The organism is Microbacterium sp. SY138 (assembly GCF_039729145.1).
Taxonomy (GTDB): domain Bacteria; phylum Actinomycetota; class Actinomycetes; order Actinomycetales; family Microbacteriaceae; genus Microbacterium; species Microbacterium maritypicum_A.
Map to the genome: position 1 here is coordinate 2,583,624 of NZ_CP155793.1, position 23,005 is coordinate 2,606,628.

The following is a 23,005-nucleotide window of genomic DNA, read 5'->3' on the forward strand; positions in this document are numbered from 1 at the left end:
TCAGGAAGGCGTAAACTCGCCCGGGTCCCCCGGTATACCGGGGACTCGATCGGAGGAGCTTCATGAGTACTGCCACTGCGCCCGCGAATCCTCGCTCGCGCGTCATCACCGCGAGCCTGGTCGGCACCACGATCGAGTTCTACGACTTCTACGCGTACGCGACGGCGGCCGTGCTCGTGTTCCCGGTGCTGTTCTTCCCCACCGGCGACGACACCACCTCGCTCCTCTCCTCGTTCGCGGTGTTCGGTGCGGCGATGGTCGCCCGTCCGATCGGCGCGGTGGTCTTCGGCCACTTCGGCGACAAGTTCGGGCGCAAGGCCACGCTCGTGGCATCACTGCTGACGATGGGCATCGCGACCTTCGTGATCGGCCTGTTGCCGACCTACCAGGACATCGGGTGGTGGGCCGCCCTGCTGCTGCTGATCCTGCGACTCGCTCAGGGCTTCGCGCTCGGCGGCGAGTGGTCGGGCGCGGCACTGGTCGCCACCGAGAATGCGCCGAAGGGCAAGCGCGCCTGGTACGGCACCTTCCCGCAGCTGGGCGCGCCGCTGGGCTTCATCATCGCCAACTTCCTCTTCCTCGCGATCAACTGGCTGCTGCCGCACGCCGAGAACCCGGTCCTGAAGTCCGAGGCGTTTCTCTCCTGGGGCTGGCGCATCCCGTTCCTGTTCTCCGCAGTGATGGTCATCATCGGCCTGTGGGTGCGGCTCAAGCTCGTCGAGTCCGACACCTTCAAGAAGGCGGAGACGAAGGGCGTGATCCGCAAGCTCCCGCTCGCGACCGTGTTCCGTCACCACTGGAAGCAGCTCATCCTCGGCACGTTCATCATGCTGGCGACGTACGTGCTGTTCTACCTGATGACGAACTTCACCCTCGCCTACGGAACCAAGGCCGCCTCGCTCGAGACCGCCACCGCCGCCGCGAAGGCCGCTGCCGAGGCGACCGGCGCCCCGTTCGACCCGATCAAGTTCGCGGCCCAGTTCTATCCCGGTCTCGGCTTCGGCTACACCGACTTCGTGCTGATGCAGATCATCGGCGTGGTGTTCTTCGGCATCTTCACGCTGCTCTCCGGTCCGATCGCCGATGCGGTCGGCCGACGGAAGCTGCTGCTGTGGGTCACCGGGACCATCATCGTGTTCGGTCTCACGTTCAACGCCTTCCTCCTGCCCGCGGTCGACCCGAAGTTCACGGGTGCGCTCACCCAGGCGTTCCTCGTGTTCGGGTTCATGCTGATGGGCGCGACGTTCGGCCCGATGGGCGCTCTGCTTCCCGAGCTGTTCCCGACCAACGTGCGCTACACGGGGTCGGCGATCGCCTACAACGTCTCGTCGATCCTCGGCGCCGCGGTGGCCCCGCTCATCGCGCTGAAGCTGTGGGAGGTGGCCGGCGGCGCTCCGTGGCTGGTGGGTCTGTACCTGTCCGCGATGGGTGTGCTCACGTTCATCGCGCTGATCCTCTCCCCCGAGACCAAGGACCACGACTACGACGACGACCTCGGCGTCGCGGCGGCCGTCGAGCTGTGATCCTGCGGCCGTGACGATTCACGTCACGGCCGCAGGAACTCCTCGATCGCGGCGATGGTGGTCGCGTTGTCGAGGTGTCGCACGGCGCGGATCCCCACCGCCTCGGCACCGTCGACCGATACCTGATGGTCGTCGATGAACAGCACGTCGCCCGGGTCGGCGCCCATGCGCTGGAGTGCTCGTCGGTAGGCCTCGGGATCCGGCTTGTTCACGCCCTGCTCGTGGCTGTAGCAGATCGGGTCGAACACCTCGGAGAAGCCGAAGCGGCGCTCCTCCTCCTCGCGCGCGCCATCGGCGGAGTTGGAGAGGATCGCTGTTCCCGCCCGCGCCGAGAGCGTGCGCGCGTACGCGATCAGGTCGTGGTTGCCGGTGCTGCAGTAGGCATCCCAGAAGTCTGCGCGCATCGCGCGGCGCTGGACCTCGTCGAGACCGAGCGCCGTGCCCACCGCCGTCCAGAAAGCGGGTTCTGTGCCGACGGTGACATCGATCGGCGGAAGATCGGCCTCTGCGATGCGCACCTCGAAAGCGGAGGGTTCGAGACCGACCACCGCACGCCAGCGCTCCCACCACTGCTGCTGCCAGGCATCGTCGTCGACGACCTCCAGCACTCCCCCGATGTCGAACAGGATCCACTTCTTCGTCGGCATCCCCCCAGACTGCCACGTCAACATGTATTGACATTCGCGGACACGTCAACGATGATTGACGCAGGAGGTCCATCATGACAATGCCGACCGCGATCGCACAGGACGACGGCAGCGAGCCCCTGGCCGCGCTGCACCGGCTCGCCGAGGTGCGCAAGGAGGTGGCCCGTGCCGAGGAGGCGAACGTGCGTCGCGCGCGGAACCTCGGGTACTCCTGGCAGGCGATAGCCAGCGCCCTCGGCGTGAGCAAGCAGGCGGCTCATCGGCGATTCGGCCGGTCCTGAACCCGCGATATGCCGCATACAGCCGCTCCATAGGATTCGACCGCGAACGAAGTACGGTCGAAGTACCATCTCCAGATAGAGGTCCCGCATGTCCGGTTCGGCGACAGCACGCCGCCGCGGACGTGGCGCACAGCCCGAAGGCCCCCGCGCCACCTTCCGTCAGCTCCTCCCCTTCCTCTTCGAACACAAGCGCACCCTCATCGTGGTCGCGGTGCTCAGCGTCATCGGCGCCGCGACCTCGCTCGTGCAGCCGTTGCTCGTGGGCCAGGTCATCGAGGCCGTGCAGTCCGACACCGGTATCGGGATCCTGGTGTGGCTGCTCGTCGGCTTCGTGATCGTGTCATCGGTCATCTCCGGCTTCCAGCACTACCTGCTCCAGCGCACCGGCACCGCGGTCGTGTACTCGAGCCGCCGCAAGCTGATCGCCCGCATCCTGCACCTGCCGACCTCGGAGTTCGATGCCCGCCGCACCGGCGACCTCGTCTCCCGCGTCGGCACCGACACGACGCTGCTCTACGCCGTGCTCACCCAGGGCCTCGCCGATGCCGTCGGCAGCGCCGTGCTCTTCCTCGGCGCGCTCATCGCGATGCTCGTGATCGACCCGATCCTGCTGCTGCTCATCGTCGTGGTGATCGGCATCTCGGTCGCCGTCGTCGTGCTGCTGAGCGGACGCATCCGCGCCGCGTCGACCGCGCAGCAGGAGAAGGTCGGCGAGCTGGCTTCCGGCGTGGAGCGCGCGGTCGGCTCGATCCGCACCATCCGTGCCTCGGGAGCCACCGAACGGGAGACCACCGCCGTGTCGGGCCTCGCCTCCGACGCCTACGGCATCGGCGTGCGCATCGCCAAGATCTCCTCGATGGTCGTTCCCGTCTCCGGCATCGCCCTGCAGCTGTCGCTGCTCGTGGTGCTCGGGGTGGGCGGATTCCGGGTGGCCGCGGGAGCGATCACGATCGCCTCGCTGATCTCGTTCATCATGTTCCTGTTCCTGCTCGTGATGCCGCTGGCCACGACATTCGGCGCGATCACCTCGGTCAACCAGGCTCTCGGTGCGCTCGGCCGCATCCAGGAGGTTCTCGACCTGCCCACCGAGTCGCAGGACGACGAGAAGATCGCGGCCTCGCTGCCGCGCGAGACCGCTGCGGCGGACGCACCGGCCATCGAGTTCCGCGACGTGCGCTTCCACTACCCTGCGAACGTCGTCGCCGCCCGTCAGGCCGCGGCCAAGGAGGCGCGCACGCTGCTCGCCGATGCGCACCTGGAAACCGCGGAGGACGCCGCCCCCGCCGTGCAGGACCACGAGGTGCTCCGCGGCGTGTCGTTCGCCGTGCCGCAGGGCTCCCGCGTCGCCCTGGTCGGCCCCAGCGGCGCGGGGAAGAGCACGATCCTCTCGCTGATCGAGCGCTTCTACGACCCGACCGGCGGCTCGATCCGCCTGCACGGCCACGACGCGCGCACCTACCCGCGCGACGAGCTGCGCGCCCACTTCGGTTACGTCGAGCAGGATGCGCCGACGCTGGCCGGCACGCTCGCCGAGAACCTGCGGCTCGCCTCTCCCGAAGCGACGGACACCGACTGCGAACGGGTGCTGCGCGCCGTGAACCTCGGCGACGTGCTCGAGCGCGATCCGCTCGGCATCGAAGCCCCCGTCGGCGAAGACGGCGTGATGCTGTCGGGCGGTGAGCGTCAGCGTCTCGCGATCGCGCGCGCCCTGCTCACGGACGCCCCGATCCTGCTGCTCGACGAGTCGACGTCATCGCTCGACGGCGTGAACGAGCAGCGCATGCGGGAAGCCATCGATGCCGTGTCGACCGACCGCACGCTCATCGTGATCGCGCACCGCCTCTCGACGGTCGTCGACAGCGATCTCATCGTGGTGCTGCAGGACGGCGTCGTCGTCGGCCAGGGCACGCACGCCGAGCTCGTGGAGTCGACGCCGCTGTACCGCGACCTCGCGCGACACCAGCTGCTCACCTGACGCACGACAACACGAAGGCGGGACGTCGGAGACCACTCAGCCATGGGTTCGTCTCTGATGTCCCGCCTTCGCGGGTTTGCGGGGCACGAAGCCCCGAGGGTGCCGGCTCCCCCGAACCGGCACCGGTCTGGGGGAACTACGCCTTGTCGAGGCGGTAGCGCAGCGACGCCAGCTCGGCGCGCAGCGCTGCGGGGACCTTGTCGCCGAAGGTGTCGTAGAACTCCTCGGTCAGGTCGGCCTCGGTCTTCCATGCCTCGGCATCGACCGAGAACAGCTCGTCGAGGTCGGCGGCGGGCATGTCGAGCCCGTCGAGGTTCAGGTCCTCCACGCGCGGCAGGCGACCGATCGGGCTGTCGACCGCAGGAACGTCACCCGCGATGCGGCGGATGATCCAGTCGACCACACGCGAGTTGTCGCCGAAGCCCGGCCACAGGAACCGGCCGTCGTCGCCACGTCGGAACCAGTTCACCTGGAAGATGCGCGGCGCCCTGTCGAAGCGCAGACCGCGCCCGACCTTGAGCCAGTGCCCGAAGTAGTCGGCCATGTTGTAGCCGCAGAACGGCAGCATCGCGAACGGGTCGCGGCGCAACTCCCCGACCGTGCCCTCGGCGGCAGCCGTGCGCTCTGACGAGATGTTCGAGCCCAGGAAGACGCCGTGCGTCCAGTCGGTGGCCTCGACCACGAGCGGGACGTTGCTGGCGCGGCGTCCACCGAACAGGATGACGTCGAGCGGAACGGCCTCTTCCCAGTCCTCGGAGATCTGCGGGCACTGCGCCGCCGACACCGTGAAGCGGGAGTTGGGGTGCGCTGCCGGCCGTCCCGACTCGGGAGTCCAGTCGTTGCCCTCCCAGTCGATCAGGTTCGCGGGCGCCTCATCGGTCAGCCCCTCCCACCACACGTCGCCGTCCGGACGGAGAGCGACGTTCGTGAAGATGGTGTTGCCCCACAGCGTCTCGACCGCCGTGACGTTGGTCGATTCGCCGGTTCCGGGTGCGACGCCGAAGAAGCCCGCCTCCGGGTTGATCGCCCACATGCGGCCGTCTTCGCCGGGACGGATCCAGGCGATGTCGTCGCCGAGGGTCTCCACCCGCCATCCGGGGATGGTCGGACGCAGCATCGCGAGGTTCGTCTTGCCGCAGGCAGAGGGGAACGCCGCGGCCACGTGGTACGCCTTGCCCTGCGGGTCGATCACGCGGATGAGCAGCATGTGCTCGGCGAGCCACCCCTCATCGCGGGCGATCACCGAGGCGATGCGCAGCGCGAAGCACTTCTTGGCGAGGATCGCGTTGCCGCCGTAGCCCGAACCGTACGAGTAGACCTCGAGCGTCTCGGGGAAGTGCACGATGTACTTGTCGTCGTTGCAGGGCCACTCGACGTCCTGCTCCCCCGGGGCGAGCGGGGCGCCGACCGTGTGCACGGTCTTGACCCACGGCGCACCCTCGGCGATCTGCCGCGTGACGGCATCGCCGACACGGGTCATGATGCCGATCGAGGCGACCGCGTAGGCGCTGTCGGTGATCTGCACGCCGATGTGCGAGAGCGGGCCGCCGACGCGGCCCATCGAGAACGGCACGACGTACATCGTGCGGCCGCGCATCGAGCCCTCGAAGATCTCGTCCATCTTGGCGTGCATGTCGGCAGGTGCCGCCCAGTTGTTCGTGGGGCCGGCGTCCTCCTCGCGCTCGGAGGCGATGAACGTGCGCCCCTCGGTGCGGGCGACGTCGCTGGGGTGCGAGCGTGCGAGGTACGAACCGGGACGCCATTCGGGGTTGAGCTTGATGAGCTTGCCCTCATCGACGAGTCCGCGCAGCAGCCAGTCGTTCTCGGCGCGCGAGCCGTCGACCCAGTGCACGGCGTCGGGCTGGGTGAGAGCGCGGATCTCCTCGACCCACGCGGCCAGCTCCGCCATGGCGGGGGTGTCATACGTCGGAGCCGCGCCGAACGTACGCGTCGGTGCGACGGGAGACGTGCGGGGGGTGAAGACTTCGGCGATAGCCATGACGTGTGCTCCTTTGAAGTGTGGGGCGTTGCACCTATCTTCTTCCGGTTTGAGCGCGACTTTCGGACAATTCGAGCGATAAGAACTTCAATTCTTTCGCTAGACTCAAGGAATGGCGTCCTCCGGCATCCACCTCACGACTCTCGGCCACCGCATCCGTCACCACCGATTGGAGAACGGGTTCACGCTCGACGAGCTCGGTGCTCTGGTGGGCGTCGCCGGCTCTCAACTGAGCCTGATCGAGAACGGCAAGCGCGAGCCCAAGCTCTCGCTGCTGCAGGCGATCGCACAGGCGACCAAGACCGAGGTGACCGACCTGATCTCCGGTGAACCGCCGAACCGTCGGGCCGCCCTCGAGATCGCCCTGGAGCGCGCGCAGGAGAGCCCGGTCTTCCGGCAGCTCGGCGTCGCGCCCGTGCGCGTGACCAAGGGCATGAGCGACGAGACGATCGAATCGGTCCTGGGGCTGCACCGCGAGCTCGAGCGTCGTGAACGCGAGGCCATCGCGACGCCGGAGGAGGCGCGGCGCGCGAACACCGAGCTGCGGCTGCGGATGCGCGCGCAGAACAACTACCTCCCCGAGATCGAGAAGCTCGCCGAGAAGCACCTCAAGGCCGCGGGGCACGTACAGGGGGCGCTCACCCACCGCACGGTGAGCATCATGGCGGAGAAGCTCGGCTTCGAGCTGATCTACGTCAACGACCTTCCCCACTCGACCCGCTCGGTCACCGACCTCGAGAACGGACGCATCTACCTGCCGCCGGCGTCGATCCCGGGTGGCCACGGTCTGCGCTCGATGGCGCTGCAGGCGATGGCGCACCGACTGCTCGGGCACACACCGCCGACCGATTACGCCGACTTCCTGCAGCAGCGCCTGGAGATCAACTACTTCGCCGCGTGCTGCCTGATGCCGGAGACCGCATCGGTCGCGTTCCTGCAGCAGGCGAAGAAAGACCGCAACCTCGCGGTCGAGGACTTCCGCGACGGCTTCGGCGTGACGCACGAAGCCGCCGGCATGCGCATGACGAACCTGTTGACGCAGCACCTCGGCATGGCGCTGCACTTCCTGCGCGTGGATTCCACCGGCGCGATCACCCGCGTGTACGAGAACGACGACCTGCCGCTGCCGATGGACGTGACCGGCGCGGTCGAGGGACAGCGGGTGTGCCGCAAGTTCCAGGCACGCGCGGCGTTCACGCAGCAGAACCGCACGGTGGAGCACCACCAGTACACCGACACCCCCTCTGGCACGTTCTGGTGCTCGACCCAGACCGGATCGTCGAGCGACGGCGAGTTCTCGGTGACGGTCGGCGTGCCGTTCGACGACGCCCGCTGGTGGCGCGGACGCGAGACCAACGACAGAGCGGTGTCGACCTGCCCCGACGAGTCGTGCTGCCGTCGCCCCTCCGCCGAACTGAGCGATCGCTGGAGCGGACGGGCGTGGCCGAGCGCGCGGGTGCACACGCACATGTTCTCGCCGCTCCCCCGCGGCGCTTTCCCCGGCGTCGACGACAACGAGGTCTACAACTTCCTCGCGCGTCACGCGAGCGAGTAGTCGCGGCGGGGTCGGTGATCCCTGCGGCTCAGTCGTCGGCGAACCGGGCGAACCGGGCGAGGGCCGCAGCCACGGCGGCGGGATCCTCCGGCTCCTCGAACAGCTCAGGCGGCGTACCCCTGGTCGCGGTCGCGTGGGACCAGGTCCCGATCACGCGCCCCTGCTCGACGAGGGTCGGACGCACCATGCCGTTCTTTCCGGGGCCGACGGCCGCGAGATGCTCCGGGGCGCAGACGGTCGTGCGATCGGCGTAGGAGATGTAGTACTCGTCGAACGCGCCGAGGGCGTGGACGGAGGCCGCACCCGATGCTCTTCGCGGACGTCGGCGCGCGGCGAAGAGACCCTCGTCGATCTCGTCGAGCCTGCCACCGTCCGTTCCCGCTCCCGCCCGCTCGGCCGCCTCGCGCGCCTGACCGAGGGTGAGGCCCGCCCACCAGGCGAAATCGGCGATACCGGCGGGGCCGTGTCCGTCGATGTAGCGGACGAACAGCTCGGCGAGCGGGTCATCGGGCGTGACGTGCTCGCGGATGTGATCTTCCACGAGCACGAAGCGCTGCTCGCGGGCGAAGCCGGCCCTGGCGACGACCGGCCCCTGGCAGATCAGACCGTCGATCGTGAGGGTGAACAGCAGATGGATGCCGCGCTGGCCCGAGGGATCGATGCCGACGACCTGGAGGATGTCGAACACCTCGGCGCGGGTGCACCCGCCGTCGCGGAGCGCCGGCGTCAGCGCCCGGACGCTCGCGGCGACCATGTCGTCATCGATGCCGAGATCGCGGTGGCGCGAGGCCGCCTGCTGTCGCTGCCGCCCCGCGGTGACCTGCAGCATCCAGCCGAGGTCGCGCGCCGGGACGGTGTGCAGGGTGCCGCGCATGGTCCACCCGCGCACGATGTCACCGCGGTCGAAGGCGCGGTCGACGTCGCGCACCGTGGTCTCCCCTCGGGTGCGGACGGCCAGAGCCCAGCGACCCGCGGTGAAGTCCTGGCTCTGTACCGCGAGCATGTGGCGCGCCGCATCCGTCACCGTGGGAGCCGGCGAGATGAGGCGGTGCGATCGGAGGCGCTCGGCACGCAGGGTCGCGGTCTTCATGACCTCATCATGCCGGGTGCCGCCGACGCGGCGCACGAGGAACCTCAGCTCTGCAGCGTCACCTCTCGGCGCTCGGGGAGCACGATCGGGTGCGAGCCCGCCATGACCTCGAGCACGCGGATCACCTGGCACGAGTAGCCGAACTCGTTGTCGTACCAGACGTACAGGATGAGGGTGTCCTCATCGGCGATCGTGGCGAGACCGTCGACGATGCCGGCACGGTGCGACCCGACGAAGTCGGTGGAGACGACGTCCGGGCTCTCCACGTAGTCGATCTGCTGGCGCAGCTTCGAGTGCAGCGAGACCCGACGCAGGTAGTCGTTGACCTGATCCTTCGTCGCGGGCCGCTCGATCGTCAGGTGCAGCACCGCGAGCGAGACGTCGGGGGTGGGCACGCGGATCGAGCTGCCCGTGAGCTTGCCCTCCAACTGCGGCAGCGCCTTGGCGACGGCCTTGGCGGCACCGGTCTCGGTGATGACCATGTTGAGCACCGCCGAGCGTCCGCGCCGATCGCCCTTGTGGAAGTTGTCGATCAGGTTCTGGTCGTTCGTGAACGAGTGCACGGTCTCGACGTGCCCCTTGACGACGCCGTAGGCCTCGTCGATCGCCGCGAGCACGGGCGTGATGGCGTTGGTCGTGCAGGAGGCGGCCGAGAGGATGCGGTCGGTCTCGACGATCGTGTCGTCGTTGATGCCGTGGACGATGTTCTTGAGCGGACTCTTCCCCGGCGCGGTCAGCAGCACGCGGGCGACGCCGGTCGAGCGCAGGTGCTGCGACAGACCGGCCTCGTCGCGCCAGCGCCCGGTGTTGTCGACGACGATCGCGTCGTGGATGCCGTAGGCGGTGTAGTCGATGGTCGCCGGGTCGTCGGAGTAGATCACCTGGATGCGGGTGCCGTTGGCGATGATCTGCTCGGCGTCTTCGTCGACGGTGACCGAGCCGGCGAAGCGGCCGTGCACGGAGTCGCGCAGGAGCAGGGATGCGCGCTTGACGAGGTCGTTCTCGGCGCCGCGGCGGACGACGATGGCGCGCAGGCGCAGTCCGCTTCCTCCCCCGGTGTGGGCGATGAGGATGCGGGCGAGCAGGCGGCCGATGCGCCCGAAGCCGTAGAGCACGACGTCGGTGGGTTCGGCGGCGACGGCTCCCATCGCAGGGGCGAGCACGTCTGCGAGGTACGTCTCCAGCGGCTGACCGCTCTCGGCATGGCCGGCGACGAGGCGGGCGACATCGAGGGAGGATGCACCGGGGGCGAGCGCATGGATCGCCTCCAGCACGGCCAGGCTGTCCTCGATGGGGAGCCTCTCGTGCCCGAGCTGCGCGACGCGCTCGTGCACCTCGACGAGGCCGGTTGCCGACAGACCGAGCAGGCGGTGCCCGTGGAGCGAGGTGACGACGTCGTGTTCGCGTCGGAGCGCCCCGATGAGCGGGATCATCCGCTCCGCCAGCTCTTCGCTCTCAGTCCAGTCGTCGCGGTGTGCCGCGGAATCGTTCATCTGCGTCCTTGCATGTGTGAGCGCGCGCCGAGGTCGCCGGCGCGCGAGTTGCCGGGTGAATCGGGGGATGTCTCCAGCGTACAAGCCGCAGAACCGCGCGCCGAATCGGTGCGTCCCCGCCCCGCATTCGGCCGGGTTTTACGTCTACACTGGTGGAATAATGAGCCAGACATTTCCCGGCGACGACGCCGACCTGATCATCCGCGGCGGCCGTATCCACACCTTCGACGGGACGGGCGATATCGCTCACGCCCTCGCCGTGCGCGACGGCGTGATCGTCGCCACCGATGCCGCCGCCACCCGACTCCACGCACGGAACGTCCTCGAACTCGACGGACGCACCGCGGTCCCCGGCATCAACGATGCACACCTGCATGCCGCATGGCTCGGTGCGCGCTGGCCGCACCTGTTCTTCTCGGACACTCCCCCGGAGGAGCAGCCGCCCGGAAGACTCGTGTCGACCGCGAGCGAGCGACGATCCGCCCTGCGCCGCGCGTGGCGCCTCCTCGCCGAACACGGCATCACGAGCTACACCGAACCGGGCATCGGTCCGGGAGAGGACGCCGGGGAGACCGGATGCTTCGGCGCCGACATGCTCGACACCTACGGCGAACTGCACCGCGAAGGCGCCCAGACATCGCGGGTGACTCTGCTGCGGCTCTTCGGCACGATCGACGGCGAGAGCACGCTCGAGGACTTCGCGCACGGCATCCGCACCCCGCCACCCACCCACGACCCGCGATGGCTTGCGATCCCCGGAGTGAAGATCTTCGCCGACGGCATCCCCCCGATGGCGACCGCCTGGGTCGAGGAGCCGTATGCGGACGGCACCACCGGAGCACTGCTCACCCGAGGAGGGAGCGACCCGCTCTCCGCATTCCAGCAGATGGTCGAACTGGCCGCATCCCGCGGGATGCAGATCGCCGTGCATGCGACCGGCGACCGGTCGATCGCCGAGTTCCTCGCGGTCCTGGAGCGCCTCTCCGATGCGCCCGCACCGGCCGCTCCGCACTACGTCGTCCACGGAGACCTGGCCACGCCCGAGCAGATCGCGCGCATGCGACGGGTCGATGCCGGATTCGCCGTGCAGCCCCTGATCGCTGCGCACACCCATTCCTGGGCGGCGGCGCAGCTCGGCGAGGCGCGCATCGCCACGGCCTGGCCGCTGGCCGCGATGCTCGCCTCCGGCGCCCTCACGACCGTGACCAGCGACGCGCCGATCGCGAGTCCGGATTGGCGGCTCGGGCTCGACGCCGCGCTCGCCCTGCTCACCGACGCGGGCTTCATCGACGACGCAGCGACCCGCCACCTGCTCCTGCGATCGATGACCGTGGAGGCCGCGCGACAGGACGGCGCATCGGACTGGAAGGGGTCGCTCGAGGTCGGGCACGTCGCCGACCTGACGATCCTCGACGAGGACCCGCTGACGCCCATCCGCCCGTTCTCCTCGCTCGAGGTGGTGCGCACGATCGTCGACGGCCGTACGGTCTTCTCCCGCGACTGAGCCCGCCCGCGCACGAAAACGGCGGGCGGCATGTTCACGCATGCCGCCCGCCTCTGATCCCCCTCGGACCAGTCCGCGCCCCCGTCGTCGGGCACCCGACGCCGGGGAAGTCTCACACCGCCGTCGCGACCAGCACCCGCGGGCTTCCGGGCAGGGCGACCTTATCCCGCACCTCCCAGCCCGCATCGTTCAGCCAGCCGCGCACCTGAGATTCCGGATACACGAGGGTCCCGTCGATGACGAGGTACTCCCCGGCGTGCCGGGCGTCGATCCCGCGCTGCTCCGCGTCGTCGTCGAGGAAGAAGTCGAGCACGGTCAGGGTCGCTCCCGGAGTCGCTGCCGCCCGCAGGTTTCGGAAGATCCGGGCGTTCTCCTCGGCGGTGAAGCGATGGATGACGTGATTGGCGAAGACGGCGTCGTATGCCCCCTCGGGTGCGGCAGTCGCGGTGTCGGCGATCTCGACGACGACACGGTCGGCGACGCCCGCCGCCGCCACGGCTTCGGCGATGCCGTCCTCGAAGCCGGGAGCGTATACGAACGTGGTGTGCAACGCCGGGTTCTGCGCCATGACCGACAGCGCGAAATCCGCCGAGAGCCCGCCGAAATCGAGGGCTTTCGTGGCACCGGCGAGGTCGATGTGTCGGCCGAACTCCTGGGCGTGCAGGCGGTTGTACGTCATGACGCCGGCCATGAAGGTCGCCCAGCGGGCGTCGTCCATCTGCAGGTCACCCGGTTCGGTGGTGTCGACCGTATGGGCGAACTGCAGCCAGTGCGGGTAGCTGATCTCGTCGAGGAACGTGAGGAACGGGCCGAGGTCGATCGCCGCATCGGCACCGGTGAGGTAGGCGGCCGCATCCGGGGCCACGACGTAGTTGCCGTCCGTGCGGACCAGCAGCCCCTGGGCCGCCATCGCGTCGGCGAGCAGGTGCGCGATGCGCTCACTCACCCCGCATCTCTCGGCGATCGCCGGCACCGTGTCGGCTCCGCCGTCGACGGCAGCGAAGAGGCCGATGCGACGGGCGTGGAAGAGCTGCTTCGATGCCATGTATCCGGTGGCGATGTCGAGGATCCGGGCCGCGTCCGCGGTGGGAGTGTCGGTCATGAGTGGCCTTTCGATGTTTATCTACGAATGTTGGAATTAAAGGGCATGAGGAGACCGATGGGCGGCCAACCGGGTCAGTCCGCCAGGAAGTCCTGCACAGCGGTGCGGAACTCCGCCGTGTGCAGCGCGGAGAGGTGATCACCGGGGACGCGGTGGGCGCGCGCCGCCGGGAGCAGCTGTGCGAGCTCGTCGATCCCGGCAGCCATCGCATCGTCCGTGCCGCCGATCAGCAGTACGGGCAGCGTGAGCCCATCGGGCCGCGGGGCGAACGGCTCCGCGGCCAGGCCCTCGATGAGGTCGATCACGTCGCCCGGTCTGTTGCCGGGCAGTGAGGCCATGTGCACGATCATTCCCGTGAGTGGATCCGCCGGGGCGGCGCCGCCGGAGACGGCCGCGCGCGCGACCGGGAGGTCGACCAGGGTGAAGGGCTCCCCCGCGCTGAGTCCGCCGAGCACTGCCCGGCGCACCGCGACCGCGGGATGCCGCACCAGGTCCCAGGCGAGCCGGGCCCCCAGCGAGTACCCCACCAGGTCGATCTCATCCGCACCGACGGCGTCCGCGAGCGCGTCGAGCACCACCGAGGTCGGGGCCGTGCCGAGCGTCGGACTCGCTCCGTGTGCCGGGAGATCGACCACGACGCGGGGACGGTCGCCGAAGGATCCGCCCCACTCGGCTTCCGGCCAGTCCTGCGCGCCCTGCGAGGCGAGGCCGTGCAGGAACACCACCGGACGCCCGGTACCCGGGTGCCGCTCGACGAAAAGGGGTGAGGTCATGACGCGCGGTCCTCTCGGATCAGGCGCGTCGCCGTCAGCGGAGCCGCGCCAGGAACTGGTCGATATAGGTCTCGTAGTCGGCGATCCGCTCGCCATCGGGATACATGAGGTTGATCACCGTCGCGCCGACCGCCGCCGAGATGTACTCGTTCGCGAGGGGCCCGTAGTCCTGGTCGCGGATCGACCCCTCGTCGCGCGCCGCCTCCATCCGCTCGATGAGCGAGGTGCGCCAGGACGCCAGGTGTCCGCGATACAGCTCGGCGAGGGCCTCGTTGGCCATCGCGTACTCCCACAGCGCGAGCAGCACCCGCCCCGCCGCGATCTGCTCCTGGTCGCGAGGAATCGTCGCCCGCAGGAACCCCCGCAACGCGGCGTCCGCCGACGCCGGCTCCTCGCCCGCGGCCTGCACCCCTTCGGACATCTGCTGCAGGATCGTCTCGAACGTCGCCGCGACGATGCTCTCCTTGCCGGGGAAGTAGTGCTTCAGTGCGCCGTTCGCGAAGCCGGCCTCCGCCGCGATGCTGCGCATCGTCGCCGCCTCGAAGCCCCCCTTCAGGATGATGCTCTTGGCCACCTCGACGATGTCCCGTCGACGCTGGTCGTGATCGATGATCTTCGGCATGAGGTCCTTCCGGCCGATTCCGGTGCGTGGAGTGATCGGGCCTGGAGCTACCGTACCGCCGCATCGCGCACCTCCCGCAGAGCGAGCCACTGTGCACGCCGCTCCCGCTGCGCGACGGGGTCGGCGACGGGCGAGGCCAGGCGCAGCCGCTCGGAGTACGGATGCTCCGGGGCTCGGGTGACCTGCTCACCCTCGCCGACCTCCACGAGTTCGCCGCGGTACATGACGGCGACGCGGTGGCAGACGCGGCGGACGACGCCCAGGTCGTGCGAGACGAAGAGGTACGCCACCCCGGTGTCTCGCTGCAGCTCGATGAACAGATCGAGGATCGTCGCCTGCGTGGTCAGGTCGAGGGCGCTGACGGGCTCGTCGCACACGATGAGCCGCGGTCCGCGCACGAGGGCACGGGCGATCGCGATGCGCTGACGCTGCCCTCCGGAGAACTCGCTCGGGTAGCGGTCCATGGCCGATTCGGGCAGACGGACGCGGTCGAGCATCTCGCGCACCTTCGTCTCGGCAGACCTCGTCCCGATGCCGCTGGTGAGCAGCGGTTCGGCGAGGATGTCGCCGATCGTCATGGCCGGGTTCAGCGAGCCGTACGGGTCCTGGAAGACGACCTGGACGTCATCCGCGAGAGCGCGTCGGGCACGGCCGCCGAGTCTGCTGATCTCCTTCCCGTCGAAGCGGATGCTCCCGTCGGTCACGGGCGCGAGGCCGAGGATCGCCTTGCCGAGCGTCGACTTGCCCGAGCCGGATTCGCCGACCAGGCCGAGACATTCGCCCGGCGCGATGTCGAGGGAGACACCGTGCAGGGCACGGAAGGAGGTCCGCCCTCGGCCGTATTCCACGACCAGATCGTTCACTTCGAGCAGCGCACTCATGCGTTCGCCTCGATCCTGGTGCGGTCGAGCGCGGCGCGACCTTCGGCGTCGTCGAGCGAGGCGGCGATCAGTTGACGCGTGTACTCCTCGGTCGGCGCGGCGAACAGCGAATCGACCGGTCCCGATTCCACGATGTCGCCGCCGCGCATCACTATCACGCGGTCGCAGATGTCGGCGACGACGCCGAAGTTGTGGGTGACGATGAGCATCGCCATGCCGTACTCGGCCTGGAGTTCGCGCAGGAGCTCGAGCACCTCGGCCTGCACGGTCACGTCGAGCGCCGTGGTGGGCTCGTCGGCCACGAGCAGCGACGGCTTGCCCGCGATCGCGCCGGCGATCAGCACCCGCTGCGCCATGCCGCCCGACACCTGGTGCGGGTAGCTGCGCATCACCCGATCGGGGTCGGTGAGGCCGACACGCACGAGCATCGCCCGTGCCTGCGCCTCGGCCTCCGACCTGCGGAGACCGTGGGTGCGCCGCAGCGGCTCGACGAGCTGGCTGCCGATCGTGTACGAGGGGTCGAGATTGCTCATCGGCTCCTGCGGCACGTAGCCGATCTCGCGGCCGAGCAGCGCCTGTCGCTGCTTCGGCGTCGCCTTCGTCACGTCGGTTCCGCGCACCCAGATGGCATCGGCGACCGCCCGCCCGGTGGCGGGCAGCAGGTCGAGCACCGAGAACACGGTCTGCGATTTGCCGGAGCCCGACTCTCCCACGATGCCGACGACCTCGCCGGGGGCCACGTCGAGGGTGACACCGTGCACGACCTCGGTCTCACCGGTCGGCGTGGCGTGCACGACCCGGAGGTTCTCGACCCGCAGCGCCGAATCCTCTGGCGCGTGCTGTGCGTGACCGGTGGCGGCGTGCCGCGGTGCCGTCGGGGTGGCCTCGGCGTCGGCACGCCGTCGGGAGACCCGCGGCGTGCGCACCTGCACGAGTTCGGCGAGCGTGGATCCCATGATCGCGAGCACCGCGATCGTGAGCCCGAGGGCCGCCGAAGGCCACAGCAGCATGAGCGGATAGGTGAGCATGAGACGGAAGCCCTCGAGCATCATCGCCCCCCAGCTGGGAACGTTGGAGTCGCCGATGCCGAGGAACTGGAGTCCGGCCTGCATGCCCATCGCGATGCCCGCAGTGAGCGCCGTCTGGATGATGACCGGCGGGTAGACGGCCCTGATGACGTGCCGGAAGATGATGCGCCCGTCCGACAGCCCGGAGACACGGGCCGCGTCGATGTAGGGCTCGTTGCGGACGGCGAGCGTCTGCGACCGCGCGATGCGGAAGTAGCCGGGCACCATGAACACGCCGACCGTCGCCATCAGCAGCTCGAAGTTGTTGCGGCTGCCCGCGGCCACCACGAGCAGGATGATCATGCCGGGGATCGACTGGAGTGCGTCGCTGATCCAGGTGGCGACCCGGTCGAACGTGCCCCCGAAGTAGCCGGCCGCGACGCCGGACGGCACGCCGATCACGAGCGCGGTGACGATCGTGATGAGCGCGCCCCACAGGGTCGTGCGGGTGCCGTAGATGAGACGACTCAGGATGTCACGGCCGGTCGAGTCGCCGCCGAGGAGGTGTTCGGGCCCCGGAGGCGCCTTGGCTGCGGCGAGGTCGACGAAGTTGGGGTCCATCGGCGCGAGCAGCGGCGCGAAAACCCCCACGAGCACGATGAGGACGAAGATCGCCAGCGGGATGTACCCGCCGGGGTGCCGGAGGAAGCGACGGAACAGGCTGGAACGTCGCTTCTGCGCCGCCCGGTCGAAGGCGACCCGGATGTCTGTGGTGGTCATGCGACGCGCACCTTCGGGTTGATCCAGCCGAGCACGAGATCGAGCAGGAGGTTGATGAGGACGACGAAGACGATGGAGACGACCGTGATGCCGAGGAGCATCGGGATGTCGCCGTTCTGCGAGGACTGGTTGGTGAGCTGTCCGAGGCCGGGGAGGCTGAAGATCTGCTCGACCACGATGGCTCCGGAGAGCAACCCCACGAACATCAGGGCGATGACGGTGAGGGCGGCCGGTGAGGCGTTGCGGAGGATGTGCAGGTTGACCCTGGTCGCCGAGAGACCGCGGCTGCGGAGAGTGCGCACCCAGTCCTGGCGGCTCTGGGTGATGACGGCATTGCGCAACTGCTCGGAGACGGCGACGATGCCGCCGAGGGCGAGCGAGATCGCCGGGAGGGTGATGGAACGCAGCCATCCGTCCACCGACTGCGTGGGCGGCACGTAGCCGACGGCGGGGAACCACTTCAGCTGCACCGCGAGCCACATGACGAGCACGAGGCTCACCCAGAAGCCGGGGAGCGCGAACAGGACGACGGAGATGCCCTTGATGATCCGGTCGAACCAGGTTCCCGGCCGCAACCCCGTGATCATCCCGAAGGCGATGCCGATGACAGCGGTGATCAGCGTCGCGAACGTCACGACCGACAGCGTCACGGGCACCTTGATCGCGAGCTGTGCGCTGACAGGCTGGAAGTTGCGCCAGGAGACGCCGAAGTCGAGCAGCGCGGCATGCGAGAGCCAGTCCCAGAACTGCACCAGGAGCGGACGGTCCAGACCGATCTTCTCGGCCAGGGCCGCTTGCTGGGCGGGACTCGCCGTGGTCCCCAGGAGCGAAGCGGTCGGGTCGCTGATGGCGAGGTGCGCCAGGAAGAAGGTGCCGATCGAGACCGCGACGAGCAGAAGGATGCCGGACAGCAACCGCTTCGCCGTGAACAGGAGCATGGGGACCTCTCGGAAGGTGGGGGTCGGAGGGGGAAGGGTGTCGGGGCGGCCGGCGTCGCGGCCGCCCCGACGGGCGTCAGCCCTGAGTGATGTAGCGCAGCGTCGGGAACATCATCCCCACCACCGGCTGCAGCTGGATGCCGGGCGCCGTGTAGTAGATGTTGTTCGCCTGGTACCAGACCGACCACCACGCCTGGTCGACGAGGGCCTTGTTGAGCTCCTTGACGGCGTCGGTCTGCGCGTCGCCGCGCTCTGTCTGCACCTTCTCGACGAGCGGAGCGATGACCTCGTTCTGCGCGTAGTCGGGCTCGGGGTTGAACCACTGCACGCTGGTCACCTGACGGGAGACGGTGGCCACGTCGTTGCCGTCCATCGCGAGGAACGAGATGAACATCGGGTAGTTCGGCGCGTTCAACTGGTAGTCCGGCATCTGCATGTTGTCCCACGTGACCTTCACGCCGAGCTCGTTGAGCGCCTGCTCGGCCGACGGCTTCCACATCTCGAAGATGGGCGACATCGGCATCGAGATCGCGAACCCGTCCGGGTAGCCGGCGTCGGCCAGCAGCTCCTTGGCCTTGGTCATGCTGTAGGCGTACGTCTCGTTCAGCGACGGGTCGTTGATCGGCCCGCCGTCGGGGAACACCTGGTTCGTGGCGACCCCGGCTCCGCTGCCGACGGCAGCGAGGACGGCGGCTCCGTCGAAGGCGTAGTTGAGCGCCTGCCGCACCTCGAGCTTGCCGAGAGGCTCGCTCTTGGCACCGGTGTGGTCGGTGATGACGAGCCCCGCCCAGCCGGAGACGCGCTCGGCGGTGTTCCAGCCCTGCTGCTTCGCCTGCTCGAGGTTGGCGACGTCGCCGTACTGCACGTTGATCTGACCGCTGAGCATGGCGTTGTGGCGTGCGGTGGCGTCGGTGATCGGGAAGATCGCCAGCTCGGAGAACGGATAGGTCTCGGCATCCCAGTGATCGGCGGTCTTGGTGAAGTGATATTCGGCGCCGGCCACGCTCGTCGCGCTGTCGAGGACGTAGGGCCCGGAGCCGATCGGCTCACTGCCGAGGGTGCCCGCTTCGATCGACGCCGGGGAGGCGATGTAGCTGCGGCCGAGACCCATGAGGTACAGGATCGTGTCGTCGCGCTGGGTGAGGGCGATACGGACGGTGTCGTCGTCGACCTTCTCGAAGGAGGCGGCATTGACGTAGGCCTCCCCCGAACGAGCGCCGACCTTGAGGTATTCGAGGCTCGTGATCACGGCGTCGGCATCGACCGGGGTGCCGTCGCTGAACACGGCGTCGGTGCGTATGTCGAGGTCGATGCTGAGGTCGTCGTCGGCGACCTTCCACTCGGTGGCGAGCGACGGGATCGGGTTGCCGTCGGCGTCGAGGGCGATCAGGGCGTCGTAGACCGCGGAGAGGTACGGGCCGTCGAAGCCGATGTCGGCGAGCGAGGGATCCCAGGAGGTGATGTCGAGGAAGTTCCCGATGTTGAGAGCATCGGGACTCTCGACATCGCTGCCGCCGGACGGCGAGGGTGTCGAGCCGCTGCAGCTGGTGAGCGCGAGAGTCGCGGCGACGGCCGCGACGAGCGCGAGGGGCATTCGTTTCATGGTTCCTTCTCTCGGGTGCAGGGGTGGTGAAGAAGGGGTGAGGTGCCGCTGACCGGAGGCCGGATCCGACGTCACTTCGATGTGTCGTGCTGGTTAGTCTACATGCGTGGAAAAAGAGCGCAAGAGCGTTTCCTCCGCGGAGAGCGCCGACTCATGCCTCGGGGCGCACCGGCCTTGTCCGTGCGCGCAGGCATGGCCGGGCGTGGCGCATCCTGCCCTCGGATCGCAGCGCTCAGGCGGCGATGTCGAAGCGCGCTCTGCCACCCGGACGAGGTGTGCGGGCGGGGTCGACCGAGGCCGGCGGGAGGAACCACACCCTCGCGCACCCGCCGCCACCGTCGATGCGGACATCCCATCCGTTGTCATGGATGCGGTGGTGACAGGTCTCGCACAGCAGCACGCCGTTCGAGAGATCCGTCGGTCCGTGGTCGCGTCTCCACCACCGGATGTGATGCGCCTTCGTCATCTCGGGCGGCAGCCCGCACATGGCGCAGCCGCCATCCCGTTCCGCCAACGCCAACCGCTGCGCCCGTGTGAACAGGCGCTTCTCGCGCCCCCAGTCGAGCACTTCACTCGCGGCTCCGAGCACGCACGGGATCACTCCCCCGCCGGCGGCCATGCGCCTCGCAGCTCCGATGCTCACCGGCTGCTCGATCCCGTCGATCTCGGCGGAGCCGGTGCCGGCCTCGAGGTCGTCGAGGCCCACCCTCACGACGATCGTGGCACCCGCCAGCGGCACCCTGGTCGCACAACCGAGCACGTGCGCGGCGAACACGGCGAGCGCATCAGCCTGAATCATCGGCACCGTGCGGCGGTCGGCGTCCGGCGCATCGGCGTCCGTCGCATCCTTCCGAGCGGCGAATGCGGCGGTCACGTACCCGCGGATCGCCGTGACGACGGGGGCTGCGGTCTCGGCGTCGAGGATCGCGTTCAGATGCAGCATCCCGTTGCGCTCATGAATGGTGAGCGATCGGCGGGAACGCTGCTCCTCGAGCCGCGGCTCCACGCCATCCGGATCGAGCCACGCTTCTGCGCGAACCACCAGCTTGCGCACGTCGTCGAGAGCGAGCCCCGCCGCCTTCTCCACGAGCACCCGCTCCGCCTCGGCGACACGCACCGCCCCCGCCGGCAGTCGGCACCGATCCAACAGCGCGATGATCACCGCCGCCGCCTGGGCACTCAACACCCCCGCACCGAGCGCCTCGCGCACCACCGGATGTTTCGCCGGCAGGGGCGCGCCCAAGAGGTCTTCGCGGGGCACCACGGCTTCCCCGACCCTCACGAGCCGCGTCGCGTCACCCCGCGACACACCCACCGTCGCCGCGATCAACGTCGCCGGGTTCCGGAAGCCCTGCTGCTTCGCGAGGCTCTCCGCGCCCAACTCCGGACGGGACTCGCGGGAGATGCACGCGGCCACCTCGACGTGCACCGCATCCAACCGTCTCTGCAGCTCCCCGAGGGATGCACTCACCGCGATCAGCTGCTCGCGCGACAACTCGCCCGACTCGTCCGCGCCAGCCCACGCCGCGTCGAGGCGGGACATCGCCTCGTGCAGTACGGCCAACTTCGACATGACTCGATTCTACCGAAGCAGGTCGCGAGTTTCGAACAGATCTTCGAATGGATGCCGGTATTCTGACGGTCGTTCCCGGTCGAGCGCTGCGCGCGAAAACCCCTTCCCTCCCTCGTGCGCTCCACGAAAGGCACGCGATGACAGACCGCCCGCGCCCGTCGGCCTGGCCACCTCTTCTGATCGCGATCGCCCTGGAGGTCAGCGCGACCCGCTCGCCCCGTGCAGCCGAGGGTTTCACGCATCCGCTCTGGCTCATCGTTGTCATGATCGGCCACACCGGCTCACTGCGGCTGCTGTCGGTCGCGCTCGATCGCGGGATGGCGATCGGCGTCGTGCTCATCGCGGCCGGTGCGGCGATGATCGAGTTCGGCGGCGCGCACTGACGCGAGCACGCAGACCGCACCCACTCCGTGGTTCACTGGATCCGATCGCAACGGCCGAGAGGAAGAGGGTGCCGCCGGCCGCGTGGGGGCGACGTTCCCGCCGAGCAGCACGCTCGAAGCCTGGCGGGATCGCTACGTCCGCGTGTGGGACGAGTACATCGATGAGCTCGAACCCGATGAGGACTACCGCGTCGACCGGCGGCAGGTCATCGTCTCGACGTTCGAGCGCGCTCTGACCGTCGCCCGCGAGCGCGAGGCGTAGGCGCCCCCCTTCACCACGCGCCGTCGGCCCGCACCTCGCGGTCGACCCGGCATCCGGCGAGCGCGGCACGCACCTCGGCTCCGTGATCGCGGGCGAGCGCGAGCGCCGCGTGGTTCTCCTCCAGCTGCGCGAGACGAGAGGCGCCGAACAGCACATTCGCGGTGGCGGGGTTCGACAGGCAGAAGGCGATGCCGAGTGCGGCCGGTGTGACCCCGAACCCGGCGGCGACGCGCGCGACCTCGGGATACACGGCGACGATCTGCTCACGGACGCCTCCGACGTCGGCGCCGATCTTCCGCTCGGGCACACGCCCCGTGGCCAGGATGCCGCCCTCGAACACATCGGACGCCTGCAGGGCGAGCGTGCCGTCGGCAAACAGCGGGCCGTAGGCATCGCCCTCCGCCATCGCCCTCCGAGCGATGCCGTACTTCAACTGCGCGAACACCGGACCTGCCACGCTCTGCTCCGCGGCCTCGGCGAGCGCGTCCCCCGTGTGCTCGATCCGCCAGTTGTTGATGCCCCAGGAGTCGACGAGCCCTTCGGCGATGAGCTCGTTCACGTCGGCGACGAGGCGCGGCATATCGGGGGCGTCGAGGTAGTCGCCCACCACGAGGGTGTCCAAGCGGTCGAGTCCCGCTCGCTCCAGCGACTCCTCGAGCTGCGCGCGGAATCCCTGGTTCGGCCAGTCCCACAGCCAGAGCTTGCCGCACAGCACGATGTCGGCACGATCGACGCCACTGGCTCGCAGCGCCTGCCCGAACAGGACGTCGGTCTTCGAGTTCTCGGCGTGCGGGCCCATGTTGTAGTACGCGACGTCGAAGAACCCGGCGTCCAGCTCCACCGCCCGGCGGATCATGGCGACCGCCTCGTCGGGCCCCATCCGGTCCCAGGTGTTCCACGATCCGAGCGCCAGCGGAGGCACGGGCACGCCTACGGGGTCCAGGCGTTTCCGGGGATATGTCGTTTCGGGCATGGAGGCTCCTTCGCCTTCTCGAGACACGGGGTTGTGTTTTT

Annotated in this window: 20 protein-coding genes; 7 read left to right on the plus strand and 13 right to left on the minus strand. The window is 69.1% G+C overall.

All coding sequences use genetic code 11. From position 1 onward, the window contains the following. Positions 1 to 62 precede the first annotated feature (62 nt). Positions 63 to 1,523: an MFS transporter gene (locus ABDC25_RS12260; RefSeq protein ID WP_021201036.1), complete on the plus strand. Its 1,461-nt coding sequence runs from the start codon at positions 63 to 65 to the stop codon at positions 1,521 to 1,523. 23 nt (positions 1,524 to 1,546) lie between these two features. Here the strand turns inward: ABDC25_RS12260 and ABDC25_RS12265 are convergent, their stop codons facing one another. Beyond that, positions 1,547 to 2,170 (minus strand): HAD-IA family hydrolase, encoded by a 624-nt coding sequence (locus ABDC25_RS12265; RefSeq protein ID WP_347123072.1) that lies wholly within the window; start codon positions 2,168 to 2,170, stop codon positions 1,547 to 1,549. Positions 2,171 to 2,244: 74 nt separating this feature from the next. On the opposite strand from ABDC25_RS12265, the gene ABDC25_RS12270 reads away from it, so the two are divergent. Both ABDC25_RS12270 and ABDC25_RS12275 read left to right on the plus strand, forming a co-directional pair. Then, complete coding sequence (locus ABDC25_RS12270; protein ID WP_046399014.1) at positions 2,245 to 2,451, plus strand: hypothetical protein; 207 nt, start codon at positions 2,245 to 2,247, stop codon at positions 2,449 to 2,451. Between the two features lie 88 nt (positions 2,452 to 2,539). After that, on the plus strand, positions 2,540 to 4,426 hold the full coding sequence (locus ABDC25_RS12275) for an ABC transporter ATP-binding protein (protein ID WP_347123073.1): 1,887 nt from the start codon (positions 2,540 to 2,542) through the stop codon (positions 4,424 to 4,426). Positions 4,427 to 4,562: 136 nt separating this feature from the next. Here the strand turns inward: ABDC25_RS12275 and ABDC25_RS12280 are convergent, their stop codons facing one another. After that, entirely contained in the window at positions 4,563 to 6,425 is a 1,863-nt protein-coding gene (locus ABDC25_RS12280; protein WP_167253177.1) for a phosphoenolpyruvate carboxykinase (GTP), read from the minus strand. A gap of 112 nt (positions 6,426 to 6,537) precedes the next feature. Between ABDC25_RS12280 and ABDC25_RS12285 the strand changes: the two genes are divergently transcribed. Beyond that, entirely contained in the window at positions 6,538 to 7,980 is a 1,443-nt protein-coding gene (locus ABDC25_RS12285) for a helix-turn-helix transcriptional regulator (RefSeq protein ID WP_021201031.1), read from the plus strand. A 28-nt stretch (positions 7,981 to 8,008) separates the two neighbouring features. Here ABDC25_RS12285 and ABDC25_RS12290 read toward each other — a convergent pair whose 3' ends face one another. Next, a complete protein-coding gene (locus ABDC25_RS12290) occupies positions 8,009 to 9,070 on the minus strand; it encodes a winged helix DNA-binding domain-containing protein (protein ID WP_347123074.1) in 1,062 nt (353 codons plus the stop codon). A gap of 44 nt (positions 9,071 to 9,114) precedes the next feature. Further along, positions 9,115 to 10,563: a glyceraldehyde-3-phosphate dehydrogenase gene (locus tag ABDC25_RS12295; RefSeq protein WP_021201029.1), complete on the minus strand. Its 1,449-nt coding sequence runs from the start codon at positions 10,561 to 10,563 to the stop codon at positions 9,115 to 9,117. 160 nt (positions 10,564 to 10,723) lie between these two features. On the opposite strand from ABDC25_RS12295, the gene ABDC25_RS12300 reads away from it, so the two are divergent. After that, positions 10,724 to 12,067: an amidohydrolase family protein gene (locus tag ABDC25_RS12300; RefSeq protein WP_347123075.1), complete on the plus strand. Its 1,344-nt coding sequence runs from the start codon at positions 10,724 to 10,726 to the stop codon at positions 12,065 to 12,067. 112 nt (positions 12,068 to 12,179) lie between these two features. Here the strand turns inward: ABDC25_RS12300 and ABDC25_RS12305 are convergent, their stop codons facing one another. From ABDC25_RS12305 to ABDC25_RS12340, 8 genes are all read right to left on the minus strand, one after another. Beyond that, positions 12,180 to 13,169 (minus strand): methyltransferase dimerization domain-containing protein, encoded by a 990-nt coding sequence (locus ABDC25_RS12305; protein ID WP_347123076.1) that lies wholly within the window; start codon positions 13,167 to 13,169, stop codon positions 12,180 to 12,182. Between the two features lie 74 nt (positions 13,170 to 13,243). Continuing rightward, the gene (locus ABDC25_RS12310; protein WP_021201018.1) at positions 13,244 to 13,942 is read right to left on the minus strand and encodes an alpha/beta hydrolase; all 699 of its coding nucleotides are present in this window, start codon (positions 13,940 to 13,942) and stop codon (positions 13,244 to 13,246) included. Between the two features lie 34 nt (positions 13,943 to 13,976). Next, the gene (locus ABDC25_RS12315; protein WP_021201017.1) at positions 13,977 to 14,564 is read right to left on the minus strand and encodes a TetR/AcrR family transcriptional regulator; all 588 of its coding nucleotides are present in this window, start codon (positions 14,562 to 14,564) and stop codon (positions 13,977 to 13,979) included. Between the two features lie 47 nt (positions 14,565 to 14,611). Beyond that, a complete protein-coding gene (locus ABDC25_RS12320) occupies positions 14,612 to 15,445 on the minus strand; it encodes a dipeptide/oligopeptide/nickel ABC transporter ATP-binding protein (RefSeq protein ID WP_021201016.1) in 834 nt (277 codons plus the stop codon). Continuing rightward, the gene (locus ABDC25_RS12325; RefSeq protein ID WP_021201015.1) at positions 15,442 to 17,232 is read right to left on the minus strand and encodes a dipeptide/oligopeptide/nickel ABC transporter permease/ATP-binding protein; all 1,791 of its coding nucleotides are present in this window, start codon (positions 17,230 to 17,232) and stop codon (positions 15,442 to 15,444) included. The genes ABDC25_RS12320 and ABDC25_RS12325 overlap by 4 nt, the downstream gene beginning before the upstream one ends. Next, on the minus strand, positions 17,229 to 18,170 hold the full coding sequence (locus ABDC25_RS12330) for an ABC transporter permease (RefSeq protein WP_021201014.1): 942 nt from the start codon (positions 18,168 to 18,170) through the stop codon (positions 17,229 to 17,231). The genes ABDC25_RS12325 and ABDC25_RS12330 overlap by 4 nt, the downstream gene beginning before the upstream one ends. A 76-nt stretch (positions 18,171 to 18,246) precedes the next feature. Further along, positions 18,247 to 19,773, minus strand: coding sequence for an ABC transporter substrate-binding protein (locus ABDC25_RS12335; protein ID WP_235045253.1), 1,527 nt, complete (start codon positions 19,771 to 19,773; stop codon positions 18,247 to 18,249). Positions 19,774 to 20,005: 232 nt separating this feature from the next. Then, positions 20,006 to 21,346, minus strand: coding sequence for a DUF222 domain-containing protein (locus tag ABDC25_RS12340; protein ID WP_347123078.1), 1,341 nt, complete (start codon positions 21,344 to 21,346; stop codon positions 20,006 to 20,008). Positions 21,347 to 21,483: 137 nt separating this feature from the next. Between ABDC25_RS12340 and ABDC25_RS12345 the strand changes: the two genes are divergently transcribed. Beyond that, positions 21,484 to 21,729, plus strand: coding sequence for an SMR family transporter (locus ABDC25_RS12345; RefSeq protein WP_347123079.1), 246 nt, complete (start codon positions 21,484 to 21,486; stop codon positions 21,727 to 21,729). A gap of 82 nt (positions 21,730 to 21,811) precedes the next feature. Then, positions 21,812 to 21,991 carry a hypothetical protein gene (locus tag ABDC25_RS12350; protein ID WP_021201009.1) on the plus strand — a complete coding sequence of 60 codons (180 nt, stop codon included), beginning with the start codon at positions 21,812 to 21,814 and terminating at the stop codon, positions 21,989 to 21,991. A 10-nt stretch (positions 21,992 to 22,001) separates the two neighbouring features. Here ABDC25_RS12350 and ABDC25_RS12355 read toward each other — a convergent pair whose 3' ends face one another. Next, a complete protein-coding gene (locus tag ABDC25_RS12355; RefSeq protein ID WP_031207907.1) occupies positions 22,002 to 22,964 on the minus strand; it encodes an aldo/keto reductase in 963 nt (320 codons plus the stop codon). Between the last annotated feature and the right edge of the window lie 41 nt (positions 22,965 to 23,005).